Genomic DNA, 16,518 nt, shown 5'->3' on the forward strand with positions numbered 1-16,518 from the left:
CAGACTGCGCTATACTCCGAATGGCTCCCTGAACTGGACTCGAACCAGTGACCCAATGATTAACAGTCATTTGCTCTACCAACTGAGCTATCAGGGAACAACTAATTTTTTCTCACAACCTCTTTTCTGAGAAAAGGATCTTCCAAGAAGGAAGATGGCGGAGGAGGAGAGATTCGAACTCTCGGTAGGCTATTAACCTACGCCAGTTTTCAAGACTGGTGCATTAAACCGCTCTGCCACCCCTCCGTTGCGAGCGAGGTGTATATTACGGATTTGAAATTTCAGTGCAACACTTTTTTTAAAAAAATTTAACTTTTTTGCATTGCAGCCAAAAAAACACGTCCGAAGTTAATTTTGAATGTAGTTTTCGTCGGCAGAAGGTCGAATCCAAACGTTTGAAAACCAATGGTAGTGTTTAGCACTCTTATCTGGCATCGTGCAGTTGATACGACCTCTTCCCGCTGTAAATGCTTTTGGCGCGCTTGCAACGACATGATGTGCATCAATCCAACTTAGTTTGGCTTTTCCCTGACCGGATACATAGCAGGTTAGGTCTTTTAGCCGATAGTTACCTTCTTTAAAAGTCAGACTAATGGATACCGGTTCGTTATCTGCATAGATGCCTCCATTATCATAGGAAACTAAGGGCATTGGTTGAGATGCTAGCTTTGTTTTAAGAGGGCCTAATTTCGCGTAATGGCCAGCGGCAGGAAATCTAGGAAGGTTCGCGAAGTTAGAGTCCGCATTAACAACGCCAGATTGCTGTCCAAACCCAACGATTCCTTCGGATGTTAACCATTGCTGTATTACGTCATTTGATTCGCCATAAGGGTATGCGATCATTTTTGGGCTTGAACCAAGATGCATTACCAGTGCTTCTTCTACACTTGATACCTCTCTTTTCATTCGTACTAACCATTCTTCGTCTGTTTCATTCTCTATTTTTCTGAGCATGTATGGATGACTGAATGTGTGGTTTGCGAAGACGCCTCCGAACTCTGACATTTCTTTCATTTGAGTCCAGGTCAGAAAATGTCGATTTTTTTGTTCTATTTGCAGTGTGTTAATAAAGACAGTAAACGGGAACTGATGTGACTTTAATATAGGGAAGCCGTTTTCATAAATGTTTCTGTACGCATCATCAAAGGTAATAGCTACGGACTTTTCTGGCAGGGCAGTGCCAGCTTTAATCTTATCAAGAGCCGACTTTAGGTCGATTACGTTGAAGTTCTCTTCCTTTAAATAGTTCATGTGCTCTGTGAACTGCTCAGGCGTTAGACTTGTTGAGAACGGAGTGGCTTGTGAAACGTGGTGATATTGCAGTATCGGCAAATAATTTTGTGCGTAGGACATAAAGGGTGCTAATACGGCGAATAAAACTAGAATGCTTCGTAATGTGGATCGACTTGAAAAAATGAACATAAATTGGCTATCTCTGATGGTGACTTGCGTTCAGCATTGTCTCATTAGATTGTGAGATGGGAAATACATTCGTGATCTTTTCGACTTCTCCCTCTGGGGGGAAATTGGGTGCTACACTGGTTATCTAGGCGAGCCGCGGCTAAGGGCGCTTTGGGGCGGTCTGGACAAGTTAATCTCGGTTTTGTTAGATCCGTTGTAATAGGAGCAATGGGCTTTAGGGTCATAAACGAAGGTTAGAGCTTGATCTGTTTGCCGGATGGACCGTTTTTTAATCTGTTGGCAATACTAAAGGGTGATAGGAGATCAAAATGAGATCACTGGCAAAGTTATTTGATGAACCTGGAATTTGGTTAACGGATACGGATATTCCTGCGTACGGGCACAATGATGTGGTAATAAAGGTACGTAAAACAGCGATTTGCGGTACAGATATACATATTTATAACTGGGATGATTGGGCTCGAGCCACTATTCCAGTGCCCATGACAGTTGGTCATGAATTTGTGGGTGAAATTGTTCGTAAAGGACGAGACGTGACTGATTTTTCGGTGGGCGATCGAGTTTCAGGTGAAGGTCATATTACCTGTGGGCGATGTCGAAATTGCAGAGCAGGCAGAAGACACCTTTGCCCCGAAACTCGTGGCGTTGGTGTTAACCGAGAAGGTGCATTCGCTGAGTTTTTAGTCATTCCATCCAGTAATGCATTCAGTATTCCTGATGATATTAGTGACGAACTGGCTGCGATTTTCGATCCGTTTGGCAATGCTGTTCATACGGCATTGTCGTTTGATTTGGTAGGCGAAGATGTCTTGATAACGGGAGCTGGCCCGATTGGAGCGATGGCCGCTGCGGTTGCTCGCTTTGTAGGTGCTCGGAATGTGGTTATTACAGATGTAAATGACTACCGCTTGGCGTTGGCAAAACAATTAGGAGCAACACGCACGGTTAATGTTGCAAGAGAGTCTTTAGAAGACGTGATGTCTGATATTGGAATGGTCGAGGGTTTTGGTGTCGGTCTAGAGATGTCGGGCAATGGAAGTGCTTTTGAGCTTATGCTTGAAAGCATGTCTCACGGAGGGAAGATCGCAATGCTGGGTATTCTAGGGAAAGAATCTCCGATAGATTGGAATAAAGTGATATTTAAAGGTCTGTTGATCAAGGGAATATACGGCAGAGAGATGTATGAAACTTGGTTTAAGATGGTCGCTATGCTTCAGTCTGGTTTGGATATTACGCCAGTAATTACCCATAGATACGATATTCAGGATTATCAGCAAGGGTTTGATGTGATGGCATCAGGAAGGGCGGGAAAAGTCATTCTCGATTGGTCGATGGAGCTTTAGCCAGAATTTTGGAATATAGGAATAAGCAATATGAATTCGTGCATTATACGATTATTCATATTGCTTTATTGAGAAGCCTAATGACGATTAAAGGGTACAGAGAAATCAATTTGTGCTTTTTAGGAAAGTACACGTTTAAGGCTGATTCTACGTCGTTCTTTATCGATGTGTATCACCTCAACTTTTAGAGTTTCCCCTATTCTCACTATTTTCCTAGGGTCTTTAACAAATTGATTTGATAACTCTGAAATGTGTATTAGGCCGTCTTGGTGTACACCAATATCAACAAATGCACCGAAAGCTGTTACGTTTGTTATTACACCTTCAAGAACCATGTTTAAATTTAAATCTTCAATTTCTTTTATGTGGGGAGAAAATTCTGCATATTTAAATGTTGGCCGTGGATCTCTAAAAGGATGAGATAATTCAGAAATAACATTTTCAAATAAATAATATTCCTCTCCTGCATATCTGTCTTTGTAGCGCGCTTTAATTGTATTTATTGTTTCGGTGTTTCCTACTATTTGATGGATAGGGAGATTCATCTCTTCTGCAAGTCTATAAACGATTGAATAAGACTCTGGGTGCACTGCTGTTTTATCTAAATACTCATCGCCATCATCAATTCTTAAAAAGCCTGCACTAAGTTGAAATGCTTTGCTCCCAATACCTTTGATATTTAGAAGTTGTTTTCTGTTTTTAAACCTTCCATTGGACCGTCGTTGTGAGACTATATTTTGAGCCGTTTTTGACGTTAATCCCGATATATACTGCAATAATGATTCTGATGCTAGATTTAGGTCTACGCCAACCGCGTTTACACAGTCTTCGACTGTATTCGCTAACCCTTGGTTTAAATCCGCTTCTTTGAGGTCGTGTTGGTATTGTCCAACACCGATTGCTTTTGGCGGTATTTTTACTAATTCTGATAGGGGATCTTGGAACCGTCTCGCGATAGAAATAGCGCCTCGTAGGGATACATCAATGTTTGGGAATTCATTTGATGCAATTTCTGAAGCGGAATAAATAGACGCCCCCGCTTCAGAAATAACAATTACCTTGCACTTGAGCTGGTGCTTTTGGATCATTTCTCTAGCGAAATGCTCAGTTTCTTTAGATGCCGTGCCATTTCCTATTACAATCCACTGGGTTGTGTAACGTTTTAATATCTTGACTAAGATGGCTTCACTTTCGCTAATGTGTGTTTTCGGAGGAGTAGGGTAGACGACTCCCGTGCATTTCAAGGTTCCTCCAGCATCTAATGCTGCGTATTTGACGCCATTTTTATAGCCTGGGTCGAGTGCTAGCACTGAGGTCGAGCCGGCAGGTGCTGCCATAAGAAGATCTTTGAGGTTATTTGCAAAAACGTCTATGGCACTTTGCTCTGCGCATTCTTTCAATATTACGCGAACTTTTCGCTCTGCGTAACCTAGCAATTTTTGGTCCCAGCTGAGTCTTAACCAATATCGCTTACTTTCTTTTTGACATAGAATTTCGGATCCGTTGAAGTCGATTGTTAAAGGAGTGCCCATCAAAAATAAGGGAACCCCTGAAGAATCTATGTCTTTTTCTACAATTAATGAAATTTTAAGACTCTTTTCTTTTTCTCCTCTAAATAAGGCCAGTAGCCTATGGTGTGAGATATGTGTAATTTTTTCTCTGAGGTTCCAGTAATCTCGATATTTCTCAGACTTCTCTTTCTTTCCTTTGACCACTTTTGACTGGAGCTCTCCGAAACGTTTTAAGTGTTCTGTGCATTTCTTTATAAGCGTTAGATTGTGGGTTAATTTCTCGAGAATAATATCGTACGCTCCGTCTAACGCTTCCTTGTCTGATAAATCACTCAATCCGTTTTCTGATAGCCAGGTTGAGGCAACTTTTAGATGACGCACATCCGTTCCTTCTGTAGACCAAATCTTTTTAGCCAACCCTAATAATCCACGGCTTTCAGCAATTTTCGCTTTGCTTTTTTTAGAGCTTTTATAGGGGCGATAAAGATCTTCCAATTCAGTGAGAGATTTTGCTTCTTTTATAGAGATTATTAATTCGTTTGATGAAGTTTTGTTAATGGACAAAGCATTGATAATTGTATTACGACGTGCGTCTAGTTTTAGTAAATACAGGTAACGGTTGTGAAATTGTCTCAGAATGACATCATTCATTCCTTCTGTTTGATCCTTTCTGTATCGGGCTATAAAAGGGACGCTCATTCCTTCTTCGAAGAAGGAGATTAATGTTCTTACAGTCTTTAGAGAATAGTTAAATTCATCTCTTAGTGTTTCTTTAAGCATGCTACCCCTATTCTTTCCTTATTTTTTGAAATGATTAAACAATTATTAGATCGCCATTAGAAAAAAAAATGATTAAACTACATAAGAGATTAAAATAGATGGAATATCTCTTTAGCTCCTACTATAACAATAGTGAAGGCTAAATTTATAATTTAGGGAATCGAGAAAATCCACAGTAGTAAAATTAGAATTTAAAATAGAGGTAAAATATGGGGTTGTTAGAAGAACTAGCGGGAAATAAAGCCAAAGCACGTGCCGCTGCCAAAGAGCTGAATGTTGCTCAACTTGAAAATTTGATTGCTGGTTTCAACAGTGCCTTAGAGAAAGTAAAGGAAGAAGAATCTGTACGTCTTGCTGCCGAAGCTGAAAAAGCACGCCAAGCGGAAGAGATTGCTAAAATCATAGAAAAGAGCGGTTTAACGCTTGATGAAATTGCAGCTCTAAGTGCACCACGTACAACAACGAAAGGCCGTTCTGTACAGCCAAAGTATCGTATAGTTGTTGAAGGTGAGACTCATGAATGGACAGGGCGTGGTCGCACACCAAAAGTCTTTCAAGAGTATTTTGATGCTGGAAACTCTCGCGAAAGCTGTGAGATCTGATAGTAAGTACTAATTTTTTAGTGCGTGTAAAAAAAACCGACTTAATAGTCGGTTTTTTTTAATTGAAAATGGCTCAACATACATTAGTTCTTTGAGTAAATCAGATCCCATACTCCGTGTCCTAGTTTTTCGCCGCGTTGCTCAAACTTTGTTAATGGACGCCATTCAGGTCTCGGATGGAAACTACCTTTCCCTGAAATGTTTTCGTAGTTAGTTTGCGCATCCATTACTTCCATCATGTGCTCTGCATAAGGTTCCCAGTCGGTTGCCATATGGAAAAGTCCATTCGGTTTTAATGTGTCTGCAACTTGGTTCGCAAAGAGCGCTTGTACTATTCGACGTTTATTATGTTTCTTTTTATGCCAAGGATCAGGAAAGAAAAGCTGGAAGGTTGACGCTTGTTCTTTTGGAAGACATTGAGCCATGACTTCAATGGCATCATGGCAATAAACCCGAATATTAGAAATACCTGCTTCCGCCGCAAGCATCATTAATTTAGCGACGCCTGGTGGATGAACTTCAATCCCAATAAAATCTCTTTCAGGTGCTTTTTTTGCCATTTCTACCAGAGAGGCACCCATACCAAAGCCAACTTCTAGCGTGATATCTGAATCTCGGCCGAATACTTCCTTATATTCAATTGCGCCATCTTCAAAATTCAATCCATAAGTTTGCCAGTTGTTGTCGTAGGCTTTTTGTTGGCCTTCTGTCATACGACCGCCACGAACAACAAAGCTTTTGATAGTTCGCATTTTTAAGTCTTTACTTTCGTCTTGCATAAATTGGTTTTGCCAAATCTGATCAATGGATATAGCGTGTATCCTACCGAAATTATAATCATTAGATAAGTGATACATGCGGTCTGGAAGAAAAAAATTGCTTAAGGCCTTGGTGCGATGTTTCTGTAGGCAAAAGCTGCCAAAAGCATCCAGCCTATTAGATAGAGTGTGCCGCCAACGGGAGTAATTATTCCGAGTGTTTTTATGTTAGTTATCGCCAGCGCATAAAGACTGCCTGAGAAGAGAACATTACCCGCGATAAAAAAGAATGAAGGATGCTTTAGTGCCTTAACCGGTTTTATAATCAGTAAACTGCATAGTCCGGACAAAGTATGGAACATCATATACAGCGTCCCAGTTTGCCACCACCCCAGCGCAGCTTCGGTAAGAGTGCCTTTTAGAGCGTGGGCGCCAAATGCACCTGCTAAAACGGACGTGAATCCCATTAAAGACAGCGTAATTACTAAATAGTGGTATATACGGGGTGAGTTCATTGATTGGAAAGGAATCCGATTGGGTAATTTCTATTGAAGAGTATTTAGGTAACCGTTACTGCCAATTGCGTAATATCGCGCATCAGTTCCAAAGGCTAGTGCTAAGACGCTTGCCGCAGTGGGGCGAAGTACATCTTTTAAATAAAGATCCCATTCCCTTTCTATCTTCCCTGTCGCGGTATTTGCGAGTTTTACTCGTCTATTAACTGAACCAAGAAGAAGTTGGCGATTATCTTGTGAAAATTGGACTTTGCTTATTGTTGAGTTGCGCTCTTTCAATGCACCTGTATCTATATTCGAAAACTCGATGCCTGTTACCGTTTGCCAAACTTTTGCCTCACCTAACTGTGCAGCGCCGAAGACATAAGACCCGTCATCAGAAATAGCAACACTTGCGATGTTGTTAGAAAGTGTCCATTGCTTTTTTACTTGGCCGGAGTTTAGGTCCCAAAGTGTTACGTTGTTTAGGTCGTCGCCCGTTACCGCGAGTTTTCCGTCAGGTGTGACATCAACAGAGCGAACAACTGCATTTGTGCGCAGTGTTTGTAGAATCCCGCCATTTTTCACATCGAAATATCGGGCAGTTTGATCATTCATACCCACTAATGCAAAATCGCCATTTTGAGTGAGTTTTATATCGCGAATGTCCCCTGGTGTATTCCAGTATCCTGCAGATTGACCATTTTGAGTATTCCATAACACGAGAGTTCGTGCACCACCTGTAAGAGCGAAGCGACCAGAAGGGTCAATATCCACGGAGATGAGCGGCGTAGCAGTACCCTGAGCATGGTTCCAGTTATAAAGGCGTTGACTGGGCGCAAGTGACCAATAACTACCCCCATGCTGAATGGAGCCAATTAGGGCATTTTTTGCATTGGGGCTTAATGCCGCTGAATACAGCCCTTGGATTGCCAGTTTTTCTTGGTTGCTAGGGCTATCAGCTGAGCAGCCAAATAATGTCAGACTTAAGGCAACAAGAAGTGCTTTAGGCCGTTTTTTCACTGTGAGCATGGTGTAATCGTTCAATTAATTTATCTTCAAGACCGAAGCGTTCTGCCATTACGACACTTACTGTCTGAATAGAAAAAGGTAACTCTTCTAACTGAGCATTACAGTGATCTTTCGTATCGTATTTGTCGTTAAACTCAATTGCTACTTCGGTTGTACTGTCGATTTCAGGCATAAGCGCTTTAAAGAGTTCAAGAGCTCCAGTGTCATTGAAGTCTTTTGCTTCAAGAGCGAGCTGTTCATAAACACCAAAATGTCCTACAGACACATAGTCAACCAGCATTTCACACAAGCGTTGAATTTTTGGCGTATCGGTTGGGGTATATTCACCTCGTTCTTTGGTAGTGACTAATGCTTCGATTAATTGTTGGCGTTGAAGTAACCAACGGTCAATAATTTCATGCACGCCGCCCCACCTTTCTTGAGCAGATTTACAACGTTCCAACATAACTTTATCCCCGTTTTCATTATTAGTATCAAAACATCATACTATTATGTTTTTAGAATATTCCCTTAGAAATCACGGTGCAACCTATTTAGGTTGCACTTATTGTAATGTTTGGAAACCGCTGTTGTTAATTTTGATTTGAGAACTTGATTGAAATCACGAGGTTCGCAACGACAATTGACGTGAAAGCAACAAGAGTCCAACCAGGTATGCTTAAACCTAGAAAAGTCCACAACGTATCTCCACATTCTCCGGTGCCCATTACCATTGCTTGCATGATTTCTTGCCATGGGAACACTTCAAACATGTAACTTAACCCCGGTAAACACGCAGGTAATTCATCGAAGGGAAGGCTTTGTAGGTAAAGGTGGCGTATGGACAATCCTGCGCCAATAGCTGCGAAGGTGATGATAGTCGGTAGGTAGAATTTTCGCCCTGCTTTATGTAAAGCTGAAAGCGTTGCTGCTATTGCAACAATGAAAAACATGATTCGTTGTAGCATACACAATGGGCACGGCTCTAGTCCCATGGCATATTCCATATAAAATGCGACACCAAGTAGAGACAATGATGTGACGGCAATTAACAAATGAAAGTTACGTACAGTAATGAAGTGGCGCATTAAGGCGATGTCCTTGTATGGTGATCTCTTTTATAGGCTTCGAATATGCTAACTGTTAGCTTATACTATGAAAAGCTAGGATTATGAAAATCACTGACTTTTGCGAATTTTGCGTTAGCGTGTCTTGAGACCGCGAGCGAGCGAGAAAGTGCCCCATTTTTATTGTCCAATTCAAAAACTATATTTCGTCCATATAACGAGGCATAACCCAACTATTATGTCTACGCGAGGAGTGCTATGAGTATACTGACCCGAATGATTAAAGGCTGTAGGATAAAACTATGCTTAATGGTGTTTGGCTGCTCGCTGTTTGCATCATTAGCATCCGTTGTTCATGCTGAAGACGAAGCTGGGGCTCCGATGCCTGTATATATCGAGCTGACGCCTGATTTTATCGTTAACTACTCTGCGAGTGGTGGCAAACTAAAATATATAAAGACTAAAATAAGTTTGCGTTCTAGTTCTGATATGGCAGGTGCGATAGAAGGGAATATGCCGCTTGTTCGTGATGCTATTGTGATGTTTTTGAGTTCAAGAAGCCAAGAGCAAGTTTCCGGGGCGCTTGCCCGTGAGGAAACGAGGGGAGAAGCTGCCGTTGCAGTCAACGAGGCACTAAAAAATGAAACAGGGTTAGAACCCGTCAAAGACGTTTTATTTGCGAGCTTCGTAACACAGTAGCAGTTCTTCTTTTAGCGAGTGCGAATGTTTTTGGATAAACTTCGCACTCCTATTGTTGTATATCGCTTGAGCTGTACCGATCTAGAGCTCTTGAATATCATCAGGACTTACATAGCCCTGAAGTTGATCTGTCTTTTCATTATTAAAAAACTTTTCCATTTGTTCTATTAAGTAGCTTCGTGTAGCGGGCTCCATCAGATTTAAATGCTTTTCATTAATGATCATTGTCTGAAGCGATTGCCATTCAATCCAAGCTTGTTTTGACACACTTTCGAGTATTTCCTGGCCTTTTTTGCCCGGCAGAGGCGCGCGCTGCAAACCTTCTAATTCTTTTTGATACTTTTTACAAAAGACCGTAGTCATCAGTTTCTCCAAATTAAATTTTTATACCAGTGTAACAGACTCTCAAGGCTTTTTTTGCGTGAAAGGCAAAGGACGAAAGGTTGAAATAATTATAACTTTTAAAAATGAGTCGCTTTAACTAATATTTATTATTGAAACATCGTTTCCAAAATAAAAATACATTGCATCATTTATTTTTGGTTCTGATTTTGGTCGAAATAAATGATAAAAACGAAGTGGAGAAAGGAATGAACCGGTATCACTATTTAATGAGAAGTACAGCGATTGCTTCTGGTCTATTAATTGGAGCTGAGGTGAATGCGGCTAAGGATCTGTCTTGGGAAAAAGCGGACCTTCATGAAGTTGCGATTATGATGAGCGAGCCTATGATGCGAGTCGATGGAAGCTATCATGAGTTGTTAGATGCTTACTATCTTAAACCTGTGTATGGGGCGAATAACACCGTAATGGCGCCATTGGAGGATATTTTAGATGAGCTTAATGGTTTTTACGTCACGAATGGCAACCAAGTTAAAATCGAACTGAATGGGCGTATCGTGGAAATGTCGCTTGGTTCCCAAATTGCTTTGGTCAATGAAAATACGGTAGAAATGCCCATCACACCTCAGAAATTTGATGATGCCCTGTATCTTCCATTTAAATTTGTGTTTGAGCAACTAGGCGCAAAATACAGTTGGAACAAAAAAAGGGAGCGAGCAGTTGCCACTTTGTTGCGTCCTAAAGGATCCATGTTTAAGTCTGAAAAAGGTCCTATCTCGCTAAAAACGATCTATAAAAAAGACGATGGGTGGTTTGTAAGCGCTGAAGCCAAACAGGTAGCTGAAGCGATGTTAAGAAACCAAAATACAGATGGAGGTTGGTTTAAAGTCGGAAGCTCTGCGAGCCTAGCGCAGGTTTATAACCGCGATACGTTTCCAATGTATCGACAAAAGTCGACGATCGACAATGATGCAACCTATGTCCAAATTACCACACTCGCTAAGGTTTATGGACATACACAAGATGAACGTTACAAAGAGAGTGCTTTAAGAGGAATCGAATATCTGATTAATGGTCAGCTGAACAACGGTGGTTGGCCTCAATTCTTCCCGGAAACACGAGGCTATCATAAACACATTACCTTTAATGATGATGCCATATCCAACACTCTTACAGTATTAAGAGACGTTGCTAGCCAAAAAGGCGGTTATAAGTTTATTTCAGATACAATGGCGAGTGCGGCAAAAGAGGCCGTTGAAAAGGGCATTGCATTAATACTGGACCGACAGGTGGTCGTAAATGGTAAAAAGACAGGTTGGTGTGCCCAATATCATTATCAAACACTAGAATGTGAAAAAGGCCGCTCGTATGAGCTGGCAGCCATCAGTGGTGGTGAAAGCGTTAAAGTGGTGAAGTTCCTAATGTCAATTGAAAACCCTTCTCAAGATGTTATTAATGCGGTCCACGATGCCGTCGCATTCTTACAAAGCCAAAGCATAAAAGATAAAAAATTGGTAAAAGTGAAGGATCCAACGCTTGAGTTTGGGGTTGATCGCGTTGTGATTGATAAGAAAGGCGCTGTTTCTTGGCCTCGTTTCATTGACAGCACAACGCTTGAGCCATTGTTCTCAAATCGACAAGGTGACCGTTTGAATCGTTTTGATGATATAAGCTATGAGCGAAGCGTGAAATACAGTTGGTTAGTTACCTCTCCAAATAAACTCATCAATGAACTTTACCCTAAATGGCAAAAGAACTATGCCTCTACAATGCATGTGAGTTTATAGCTCCAGTTGAAAAATGAGAGAGAAGAATGGTTCCCTCTCTCATTTCATCTGTCACTATTCCTCGTACTTCATGAATACAAATGCTGTACCACTCAATACTTACTTCGCTTGTCATACATACACGCACATGTTCGAGTGGTATTATTTGGTTAAAGGTTAACCATTTTTACTGGTGATCGTGCAAGTAAACTAATTGGATTCAGTGAGGGATAGAATGAAAATTGCGGTTTTAGGCTCAACCGGATTTGTTGGACAAGCGGTCTTAGAGCGAGCATTAGCCGCAGGGTTCGACGTAAAAGTGCTGGTAAGAACGCCTGAAAAATTGAAAAACAGAGCAAGTAATCTTGAAGTGATTCAAGGCACACTCGAAGACGCGGATAAAGTAGCGGAAACATTGGAAGGTTGTGTTGCAGTGGTGAGTGCTGCTGGAGGTGTGAAAGGGTCAGACCAATACAAAGCGTTTGAAACTATTACTCATATTCTGGTTGCTGAGATGAAGAAAGCAGGGATCAAAAAACTGGTTAGCATTAACGGCTCTGGCACTATTTTACCTAATGAATATGTTGGTATTAAGCGTAAAATCTTAAGCACAATGGTCGGCATCTTCCTTAAGCATATGAAAGACGCCAAGGTCGCTGAAATGGATATTTTGCTAAAAGAAAAAGAAATTGATTGGGTCAGTGTCAGAGCCAATTTAATATTAAAGAAACCGCTTGTTGGTCATGTTTTGGCGGATGATCAAAAGATGCCAGGAAACTCGATTACATTGCCTGATCTGGCCAAGTTTATGGTTGATCAGGTAAATAGCGATACTTGGGTTCATAAAGCGCCATTTGTTTCGATCGCCTAGAAAATCACAGTACGGAGTTTCTCTGGCGACTTGTATGTTAGACGCCAGTTTCTAAGTTGAGTGACTGAAGCAGTATGTTCTCCTATTTATTCAGGCTTACTGCCAAGCAACTCTCAATCAACTCTTTGAGCTGCTGTTTTATAAACGGTAGCTTGTCTTCGTCTAATAGGTAGTGCCCCTCTTTTTGAGCCTTTTCATTTAGGTAGGTCGCCTGAGAAAGTTCCAATTGAATGGCATGAACCCCAGTATTTGGCTGACCAAATTGACGGGTGATGTAGCCTCCTTTGAAGCGTCCATTGAGTACTTGAGTGTAATTGGGTCGTAGTACTTGGGTGACGACATTAGCAATCAAATCAGCGCAGGATTGCCCTTCGTTAGTGCCCCAATTAAAGTCCGGTAATACTCCATCAAACAGCATAGGAACTTCTGCAGCAATACTGTGGGCGTCGAATAGAATAGCGTAACCGAACTTCTCTTTTAGACGCTTCAGTTCTTGCTCAATGGTGTTGTGATATGGTTTCCAGATTAGCTCTTTGTATGTGGATTTTTGCGAATCATCTGGCGCTTTATTTGGCTCAAAAACCGGAGCGTCTTCAAATAGAATGTCAGGGAAGAGCCCAGTCGTTTTGGTTTGATAGAGTGGTTTATCGTCGTACGGGCGGTTTAAATCGATGACATAGCGTGAATAATTCGCTTTGATGCAACCGACTCCTAACGTTTCCAAAAAGTCGTATAACTCGGGGATATACCAATCGGTGTCGGGAAGTTTTCGTGCTTGTTCTGTTAAGCCGGCTTCGACTTCAGATGTTAGCGCTAGGCCAGAGTGAGGCATACTGACTAAGATTGGAGTGTCGCTTTGGTGGAATTCAAATGCAGGTACATTAAGATTCGGCTGCTGACCTTTTTGTATTATTTGATCGTTTTTTGATGTCATAGTCTGTCGTTCCAAAATGGATAGGATGCGTCAATGTTAGCTGATAATACCGTTATAAACTCGATGCTTAACAAGATTTCCACCTAGCCAATAACTTAGCTCCGCGGGTGATTCTATCTGCCAATGGACGAAGTTTGCCTGTTTTCCTATTTCTATCGATCCAACTTGATTGTCTATACCGAGTGCTTTTGCCGCATGGATCGTCACGCCAGCCAGTGCTTCTTCAGGCGTCATAGCGAATAACGTGCATGCCATGTTCATCATAAGACGTAGAGACAATGCAGGCGATGTACCAGGGTTTGCGTCAGTCGCGATCGCCATCGGTACGTTGTGTTTACGAAACCAATCAATCGGCGGCTTTTTGGTTTCTTTTAATACATAGAACGCGCCCGGAAGAATGACAGCAACGGTTTCTGATGCGGCCATTGCGATAACATCTTCCTCTGTGGCGTATTCAAGATGGTCCGCAGAGAGTGCTCTATATTTGGCGGCGAGGCTTGAGCCTCCAAGTGACGAGAGCTGTTCTGCGTGGAGCTTAACAGGTAAACCTAATGACTCTGCGCATTCAAAATAGCGTGTTACTTGAGCAGGAGAAAAACCAATGCCTTCACAAAAAGCATCGACAGCATCGGCCAAACCGAGTTTTGCAACTTCCGGTAATACTTCTTCGCATAGATAATCTATGTATTCGTCTGCATTGTCTTTAAATTCAGGAGGAAGTGCGTGTGCTGCGAGACAGGTGGTTTTCACATCCACAGCGTTTGAGCTTGCTAGCGATCTTGCTGCTTGAAGCATAGCGACTTCACTTGATGTATTCAGGCCATAACCTGATTTAATCTCTACGCTGGTGACACCATCGGCCATTAAACTTTCTAATCGGCGTTGAGCCGATTGAGTCAGTTGCGACAGGGTTGCGTTTCGCGTGTCTCTGACAGAAGAAACGATACCGCCGCCGGCTTTGGCAATGTCTTCATAGTTTGCGCCGTTTAGGCGCATTTCAAACTCGTTCGCTCTGTTACCACCAAAAACGATGTGGGTATGGCAATCCACGAGACCGGGCGTAATCCATCCACCTTTTAGATCCATTTCTTGATCGGCTTGGTAATTTGGTAAATCAGAGCGCTCGCCAACCCAATCAATCTTGCCATCCAATACCGCCATCGCTGCGTCTTCGATTACAGAGTATTGACCGTTTTGCATGGTAGCGATGTTCATCCCATACCAAAGGCTGTCGCAATGACGTGAGTGGAGGGTGTTTGCAGGCATCTTGTGTTTCACTTCTTTGTTTTGATGATCTGTCCTTCCCGGCACTCCAACGTTACGGAGTACCGGGAAGGAATTCGTGCGTATAAATACCGAGCAGTTGTTAAAGGCTTGGCAATAATCCTGCTGGCATTGTGTCGTTGTGTGCGGCTTCTTGGATCAAGTGGGATGCTTTTTCGATATCCATCGCAAAGTAACGATCTTTGTCATAAAAAGGAACGCGGGTTCGCAATGTTGCTTTCGCTTGTTCAAGCGTGTCAGATGTTTTTAATGGCGCGCGGAAGTCTAATCCTTGTGCCGCAGCCAAGAGCTCTACCGCCAATATACCGCGTGTATTTTCTGCCATGTCTTTCAATCGACGTGCAGCGAAGGTCGCCATAGAAACGTGATCTTCCTGATTTGCAGACGTCGGTAAGCTATCGACCGATGCAGGGTGTGCGAAGGTTTTGTTCTCACTCGCCAACGCCGCCGATGTTACTTGAGCAATCATGAAACCAGAGTTTACGCCGCCATTGTCTACTAAAAATGGCGGCAGTTTGCTTAGATTGCTGTCGATCAACAGAGCCATACGACGTTCTGATAGACTGCCGATTTCTGCAATGGCAATGGCCAGATTGTCGGCAACCATTGCGACAGGTTCCGCGTGGAAGTTACCTCCAGAAATGATGTCTCCATCCTCTGCGAATACTAATGGGTTATCGGATACGGAGTTTGCTTCTACGCACAGTACTTTGGCAGCATTTCTGATTTGCTCAAGACATGCTCCCATGACTTGTGGCTGACAACGCAGCGAGTATGGATCTTGAACCTTTTCGCAGCCTACATGAGAACCGCCAATGTCGCTGGTTTCGCCTAAAAGGTGGCGATATGCCGCGGCAACATCAATTTGTGTTTGATGACCACGAACCTGATGGATACGATCGTCAAACGGACGTCGGCTACCTAACGCCGCTTCGACGGACAAAGAACCACAGGTGATCGCAGTGGCAAACAGGTCTTCAGCTTCAAATAAACCTTCTAACGCAAAGGCCGTCGACGCTTGGGTGCCATTTAATAATGCGAGCCCTTCTTTTGGTGCAAGCGTTATTGGCTCTAAGCCTGCAACCGCAAGTGCTGCCTGACCCGAAATAATTTCGCCTTTATAACGTGCTTGCCCTTCTCCGAGTAAAACGGCACTCATGTGAGCAAGTGGTGCAAGGTCACCGGATGCGCCGACTGAGCCTTTTTGAGGGATGCAAGGGTAGACTTCTTTGTTTATTAAGGTAATCAGCGCTTGAATAACATACAGACGAATGCCGGAGAAACCACGCGCAAGGCTGTTTACTTTTAATGCCATGACCATTTTCACGGTTGCGTCGTCCATTAGCTTTCCTATGCCTGCCGCATGAGAAAGAACAATACTACGTTGCAGTTCTTCGAGATCTTCTTCAGCGATGCGAGTATTAGCCAATAAACCGAACCCTGTATTAATGCCATAAACGGTGCGGTCTTCGCGAATGATATCATTGACGACTTTTGTGCTGGCTTCAATGGCCGAAAATGCGTCCTCGTCTAGAGTGATTTTTACATCGTTACGACTGATTTGACGTAAGTCGGAAAGAGTCAATTGGCCGGGTTTTAAAGTGAATTCAAACATAATTAGTCTCTAACCGTTT

Annotated in this window: 16 protein-coding genes and 2 tRNA genes; 5 read left to right on the forward strand and 13 right to left on the reverse strand. The window is 42.4% G+C overall.

The features are described from left to right. Positions 1-21: 21 nt before the first annotated feature. The 3 genes from DFP79_RS16375 to DFP79_RS16385 all read right to left on the reverse strand — a co-directional run bounded on the left by DFP79_RS16375 (position 22) and on the right by DFP79_RS16385 (position 1,353). Positions 22-97, reverse strand: a tRNA-Asn gene (locus tag DFP79_RS16375). Between the two features lie 58 nt (positions 98-155). Next, positions 156-246, reverse strand: a tRNA-Ser gene (locus tag DFP79_RS16380). Positions 247-348: 102 nt separating this feature from the next. After that, the gene (locus DFP79_RS16385; RefSeq protein WP_243730299.1) at positions 349-1,353 is read right to left on the reverse strand and encodes a polysaccharide deacetylase family protein; all 1,005 of its coding nucleotides are present in this window, start codon (positions 1,351-1,353) and stop codon (positions 349-351) included. Between the two features lie 377 nt (positions 1,354-1,730). Between DFP79_RS16385 and tdh the strand changes: the two genes are divergently transcribed. Continuing rightward, positions 1,731-2,765, forward strand: coding sequence for an L-threonine 3-dehydrogenase (gene tdh, locus DFP79_RS16390; protein ID WP_133505017.1), 1,035 nt, complete (start codon positions 1,731-1,733; stop codon positions 2,763-2,765). A 119-nt stretch (positions 2,766-2,884) separates the two neighbouring features. Here the strand turns inward: tdh and DFP79_RS16395 are convergent, their stop codons facing one another. Next, positions 2,885-5,056, reverse strand: a complete 2,172-nt coding sequence (locus tag DFP79_RS16395) for a helix-hairpin-helix domain-containing protein (protein WP_133505018.1) — start codon at positions 5,054-5,056, stop codon at positions 2,885-2,887. A gap of 209 nt (positions 5,057-5,265) precedes the next feature. Here DFP79_RS16395 and DFP79_RS16400 point away from each other — a divergent pair, with 209 nt between their 5' ends. Next, positions 5,266-5,658, forward strand: a complete 393-nt coding sequence (locus DFP79_RS16400) for an H-NS histone family protein (RefSeq protein WP_133505019.1) — start codon at positions 5,266-5,268, stop codon at positions 5,656-5,658. An 83-nt stretch (positions 5,659-5,741) separates the two neighbouring features. On the opposite strand, the gene trmB is transcribed toward DFP79_RS16400, so the two are convergent. From trmB to DFP79_RS16425, 5 genes are all read right to left on the reverse strand, one after another. Further along, positions 5,742-6,410, reverse strand: a complete 669-nt coding sequence (gene trmB / locus DFP79_RS16405) for a tRNA (guanosine(46)-N7)-methyltransferase TrmB (protein ID WP_424960650.1) — start codon at positions 6,408-6,410, stop codon at positions 5,742-5,744. Positions 6,411-6,538: 128 nt separating this feature from the next. Then, positions 6,539-6,931, reverse strand: a complete 393-nt coding sequence (locus DFP79_RS16410; protein WP_133505021.1) for a DUF423 domain-containing protein — start codon at positions 6,929-6,931, stop codon at positions 6,539-6,541. Between the two features lie 30 nt (positions 6,932-6,961). After that, complete coding sequence (locus tag DFP79_RS16415) at positions 6,962-7,942, reverse strand: WD40 repeat domain-containing protein (protein ID WP_133505022.1); 981 nt, start codon at positions 7,940-7,942, stop codon at positions 6,962-6,964. Then, positions 7,917-8,387: a sigma D regulator gene (gene rsd / locus DFP79_RS16420; RefSeq protein ID WP_133505023.1), complete on the reverse strand. Its 471-nt coding sequence runs from the start codon at positions 8,385-8,387 to the stop codon at positions 7,917-7,919. Before rsd ends, DFP79_RS16415 begins: the two co-directional genes overlap by 26 nt. A gap of 127 nt (positions 8,388-8,514) precedes the next feature. Then, positions 8,515-9,009 carry a disulfide bond formation protein B gene (locus DFP79_RS16425; RefSeq protein ID WP_133505024.1) on the reverse strand — a complete coding sequence of 165 codons (495 nt, stop codon included), beginning with the start codon at positions 9,007-9,009 and terminating at the stop codon, positions 8,515-8,517. A gap of 237 nt (positions 9,010-9,246) precedes the next feature. On the opposite strand from DFP79_RS16425, the gene DFP79_RS16430 reads away from it, so the two are divergent. Continuing rightward, a complete protein-coding gene (locus DFP79_RS16430; RefSeq protein WP_133505025.1) occupies positions 9,247-9,687 on the forward strand; it encodes a flagellar basal body-associated FliL family protein in 441 nt (146 codons plus the stop codon). Positions 9,688-9,768: 81 nt separating this feature from the next. Here the strand turns inward: DFP79_RS16430 and DFP79_RS16435 are convergent, their stop codons facing one another. After that, positions 9,769-10,053 carry an oxidative damage protection protein gene (locus DFP79_RS16435; protein ID WP_133505088.1) on the reverse strand — a complete coding sequence of 95 codons (285 nt, stop codon included), beginning with the start codon at positions 10,051-10,053 and terminating at the stop codon, positions 9,769-9,771. A gap of 224 nt (positions 10,054-10,277) precedes the next feature. Between DFP79_RS16435 and pelA the strand changes: the two genes are divergently transcribed. After that, positions 10,278-11,816, forward strand: a complete 1,539-nt coding sequence (pelA, locus tag DFP79_RS16440) for a pectate lyase (RefSeq protein ID WP_133505026.1) — start codon at positions 10,278-10,280, stop codon at positions 11,814-11,816. Between the two features lie 214 nt (positions 11,817-12,030). After that, positions 12,031-12,666: an NAD(P)-dependent oxidoreductase gene (locus DFP79_RS16445; protein WP_133505027.1), complete on the forward strand. Its 636-nt coding sequence runs from the start codon at positions 12,031-12,033 to the stop codon at positions 12,664-12,666. A gap of 82 nt (positions 12,667-12,748) precedes the next feature. On the opposite strand, the gene hutG is transcribed toward DFP79_RS16445, so the two are convergent. The 3 genes from hutG to hutH all read right to left on the reverse strand — a co-directional run bounded on the left by hutG (position 12,749) and on the right by hutH (position 16,499). Then, positions 12,749-13,600: an N-formylglutamate deformylase gene (gene hutG / locus DFP79_RS16450; RefSeq protein ID WP_133505028.1), complete on the reverse strand. Its 852-nt coding sequence runs from the start codon at positions 13,598-13,600 to the stop codon at positions 12,749-12,751. 36 nt (positions 13,601-13,636) lie between these two features. After that, on the reverse strand, positions 13,637-14,866 hold the full coding sequence (gene hutI, locus DFP79_RS16455) for an imidazolonepropionase (protein ID WP_133505029.1): 1,230 nt from the start codon (positions 14,864-14,866) through the stop codon (positions 13,637-13,639). Between the two features lie 100 nt (positions 14,867-14,966). Then, entirely contained in the window at positions 14,967-16,499 is a 1,533-nt protein-coding gene (gene hutH, locus DFP79_RS16460) for a histidine ammonia-lyase (RefSeq protein WP_133505030.1), read from the reverse strand. Positions 16,500-16,518: the final 19 nt, after the last annotated feature.

It is taken from the genome of Marinomonas balearica, from assembly GCF_004362145.1.
Lineage (GTDB): Bacteria > Pseudomonadota > Gammaproteobacteria > Pseudomonadales > Marinomonadaceae > Marinomonas > Marinomonas balearica.

Excerpts from the sequence above, each read along its gene's own strand:
- DFP79_RS16400 (WP_133505019.1), top strand. The coding sequence starts at position 5,266 with ATGGGGTTGTTAGAAGAACTAGCGGGAAATAAAGCCAAAGCACGTGCC.
- DFP79_RS16385 (WP_243730299.1), bottom strand. The coding sequence starts at position 1,353 with ATGTCCTACGCACAAAATTATTTGCCGATACTGCAATATCACCACGTT.
- pelA (WP_133505026.1), top strand. The coding sequence starts at position 10,278 with ATGAACCGGTATCACTATTTAATGAGAAGTACAGCGATTGCTTCTGGT.
- DFP79_RS16410 (WP_133505021.1), bottom strand. The coding sequence starts at position 6,931 with ATGAACTCACCCCGTATATACCACTATTTAGTAATTACGCTGTCTTTA.
- DFP79_RS16395 (WP_133505018.1), bottom strand. The coding sequence starts at position 5,056 with ATGCTTAAAGAAACACTAAGAGATGAATTTAACTATTCTCTAAAGACT.
- DFP79_RS16430 (WP_133505025.1), top strand. The coding sequence starts at position 9,247 with ATGAGTATACTGACCCGAATGATTAAAGGCTGTAGGATAAAACTATGC.
- hutI (WP_133505029.1), bottom strand. The coding sequence starts at position 14,866 with ATGCCTGCAAACACCCTCCACTCACGTCATTGCGACAGCCTTTGGTAT.
- DFP79_RS16415 (WP_133505022.1), bottom strand. The coding sequence starts at position 7,942 with ATGCTCACAGTGAAAAAACGGCCTAAAGCACTTCTTGTTGCCTTAAGT.
- hutH (WP_133505030.1), bottom strand. The coding sequence starts at position 16,499 with ATGTTTGAATTCACTTTAAAACCCGGCCAATTGACTCTTTCCGACTTA.
- hutG (WP_133505028.1), bottom strand. The coding sequence starts at position 13,600 with ATGACATCAAAAAACGATCAAATAATACAAAAAGGTCAGCAGCCGAAT.
- DFP79_RS16445 (WP_133505027.1), top strand. The coding sequence starts at position 12,031 with ATGAAAATTGCGGTTTTAGGCTCAACCGGATTTGTTGGACAAGCGGTC.
- rsd (WP_133505023.1), bottom strand. The coding sequence starts at position 8,387 with ATGTTGGAACGTTGTAAATCTGCTCAAGAAAGGTGGGGCGGCGTGCAT.
- tdh (WP_133505017.1), top strand. The coding sequence starts at position 1,731 with ATGAGATCACTGGCAAAGTTATTTGATGAACCTGGAATTTGGTTAACG.
- trmB (WP_424960650.1), bottom strand. The coding sequence starts at position 6,410 with ATGCGAACTATCAAAAGCTTTGTTGTTCGTGGCGGTCGTATGACAGAA.
- DFP79_RS16425 (WP_133505024.1), bottom strand. The coding sequence starts at position 9,009 with ATGCGCCACTTCATTACTGTACGTAACTTTCATTTGTTAATTGCCGTC.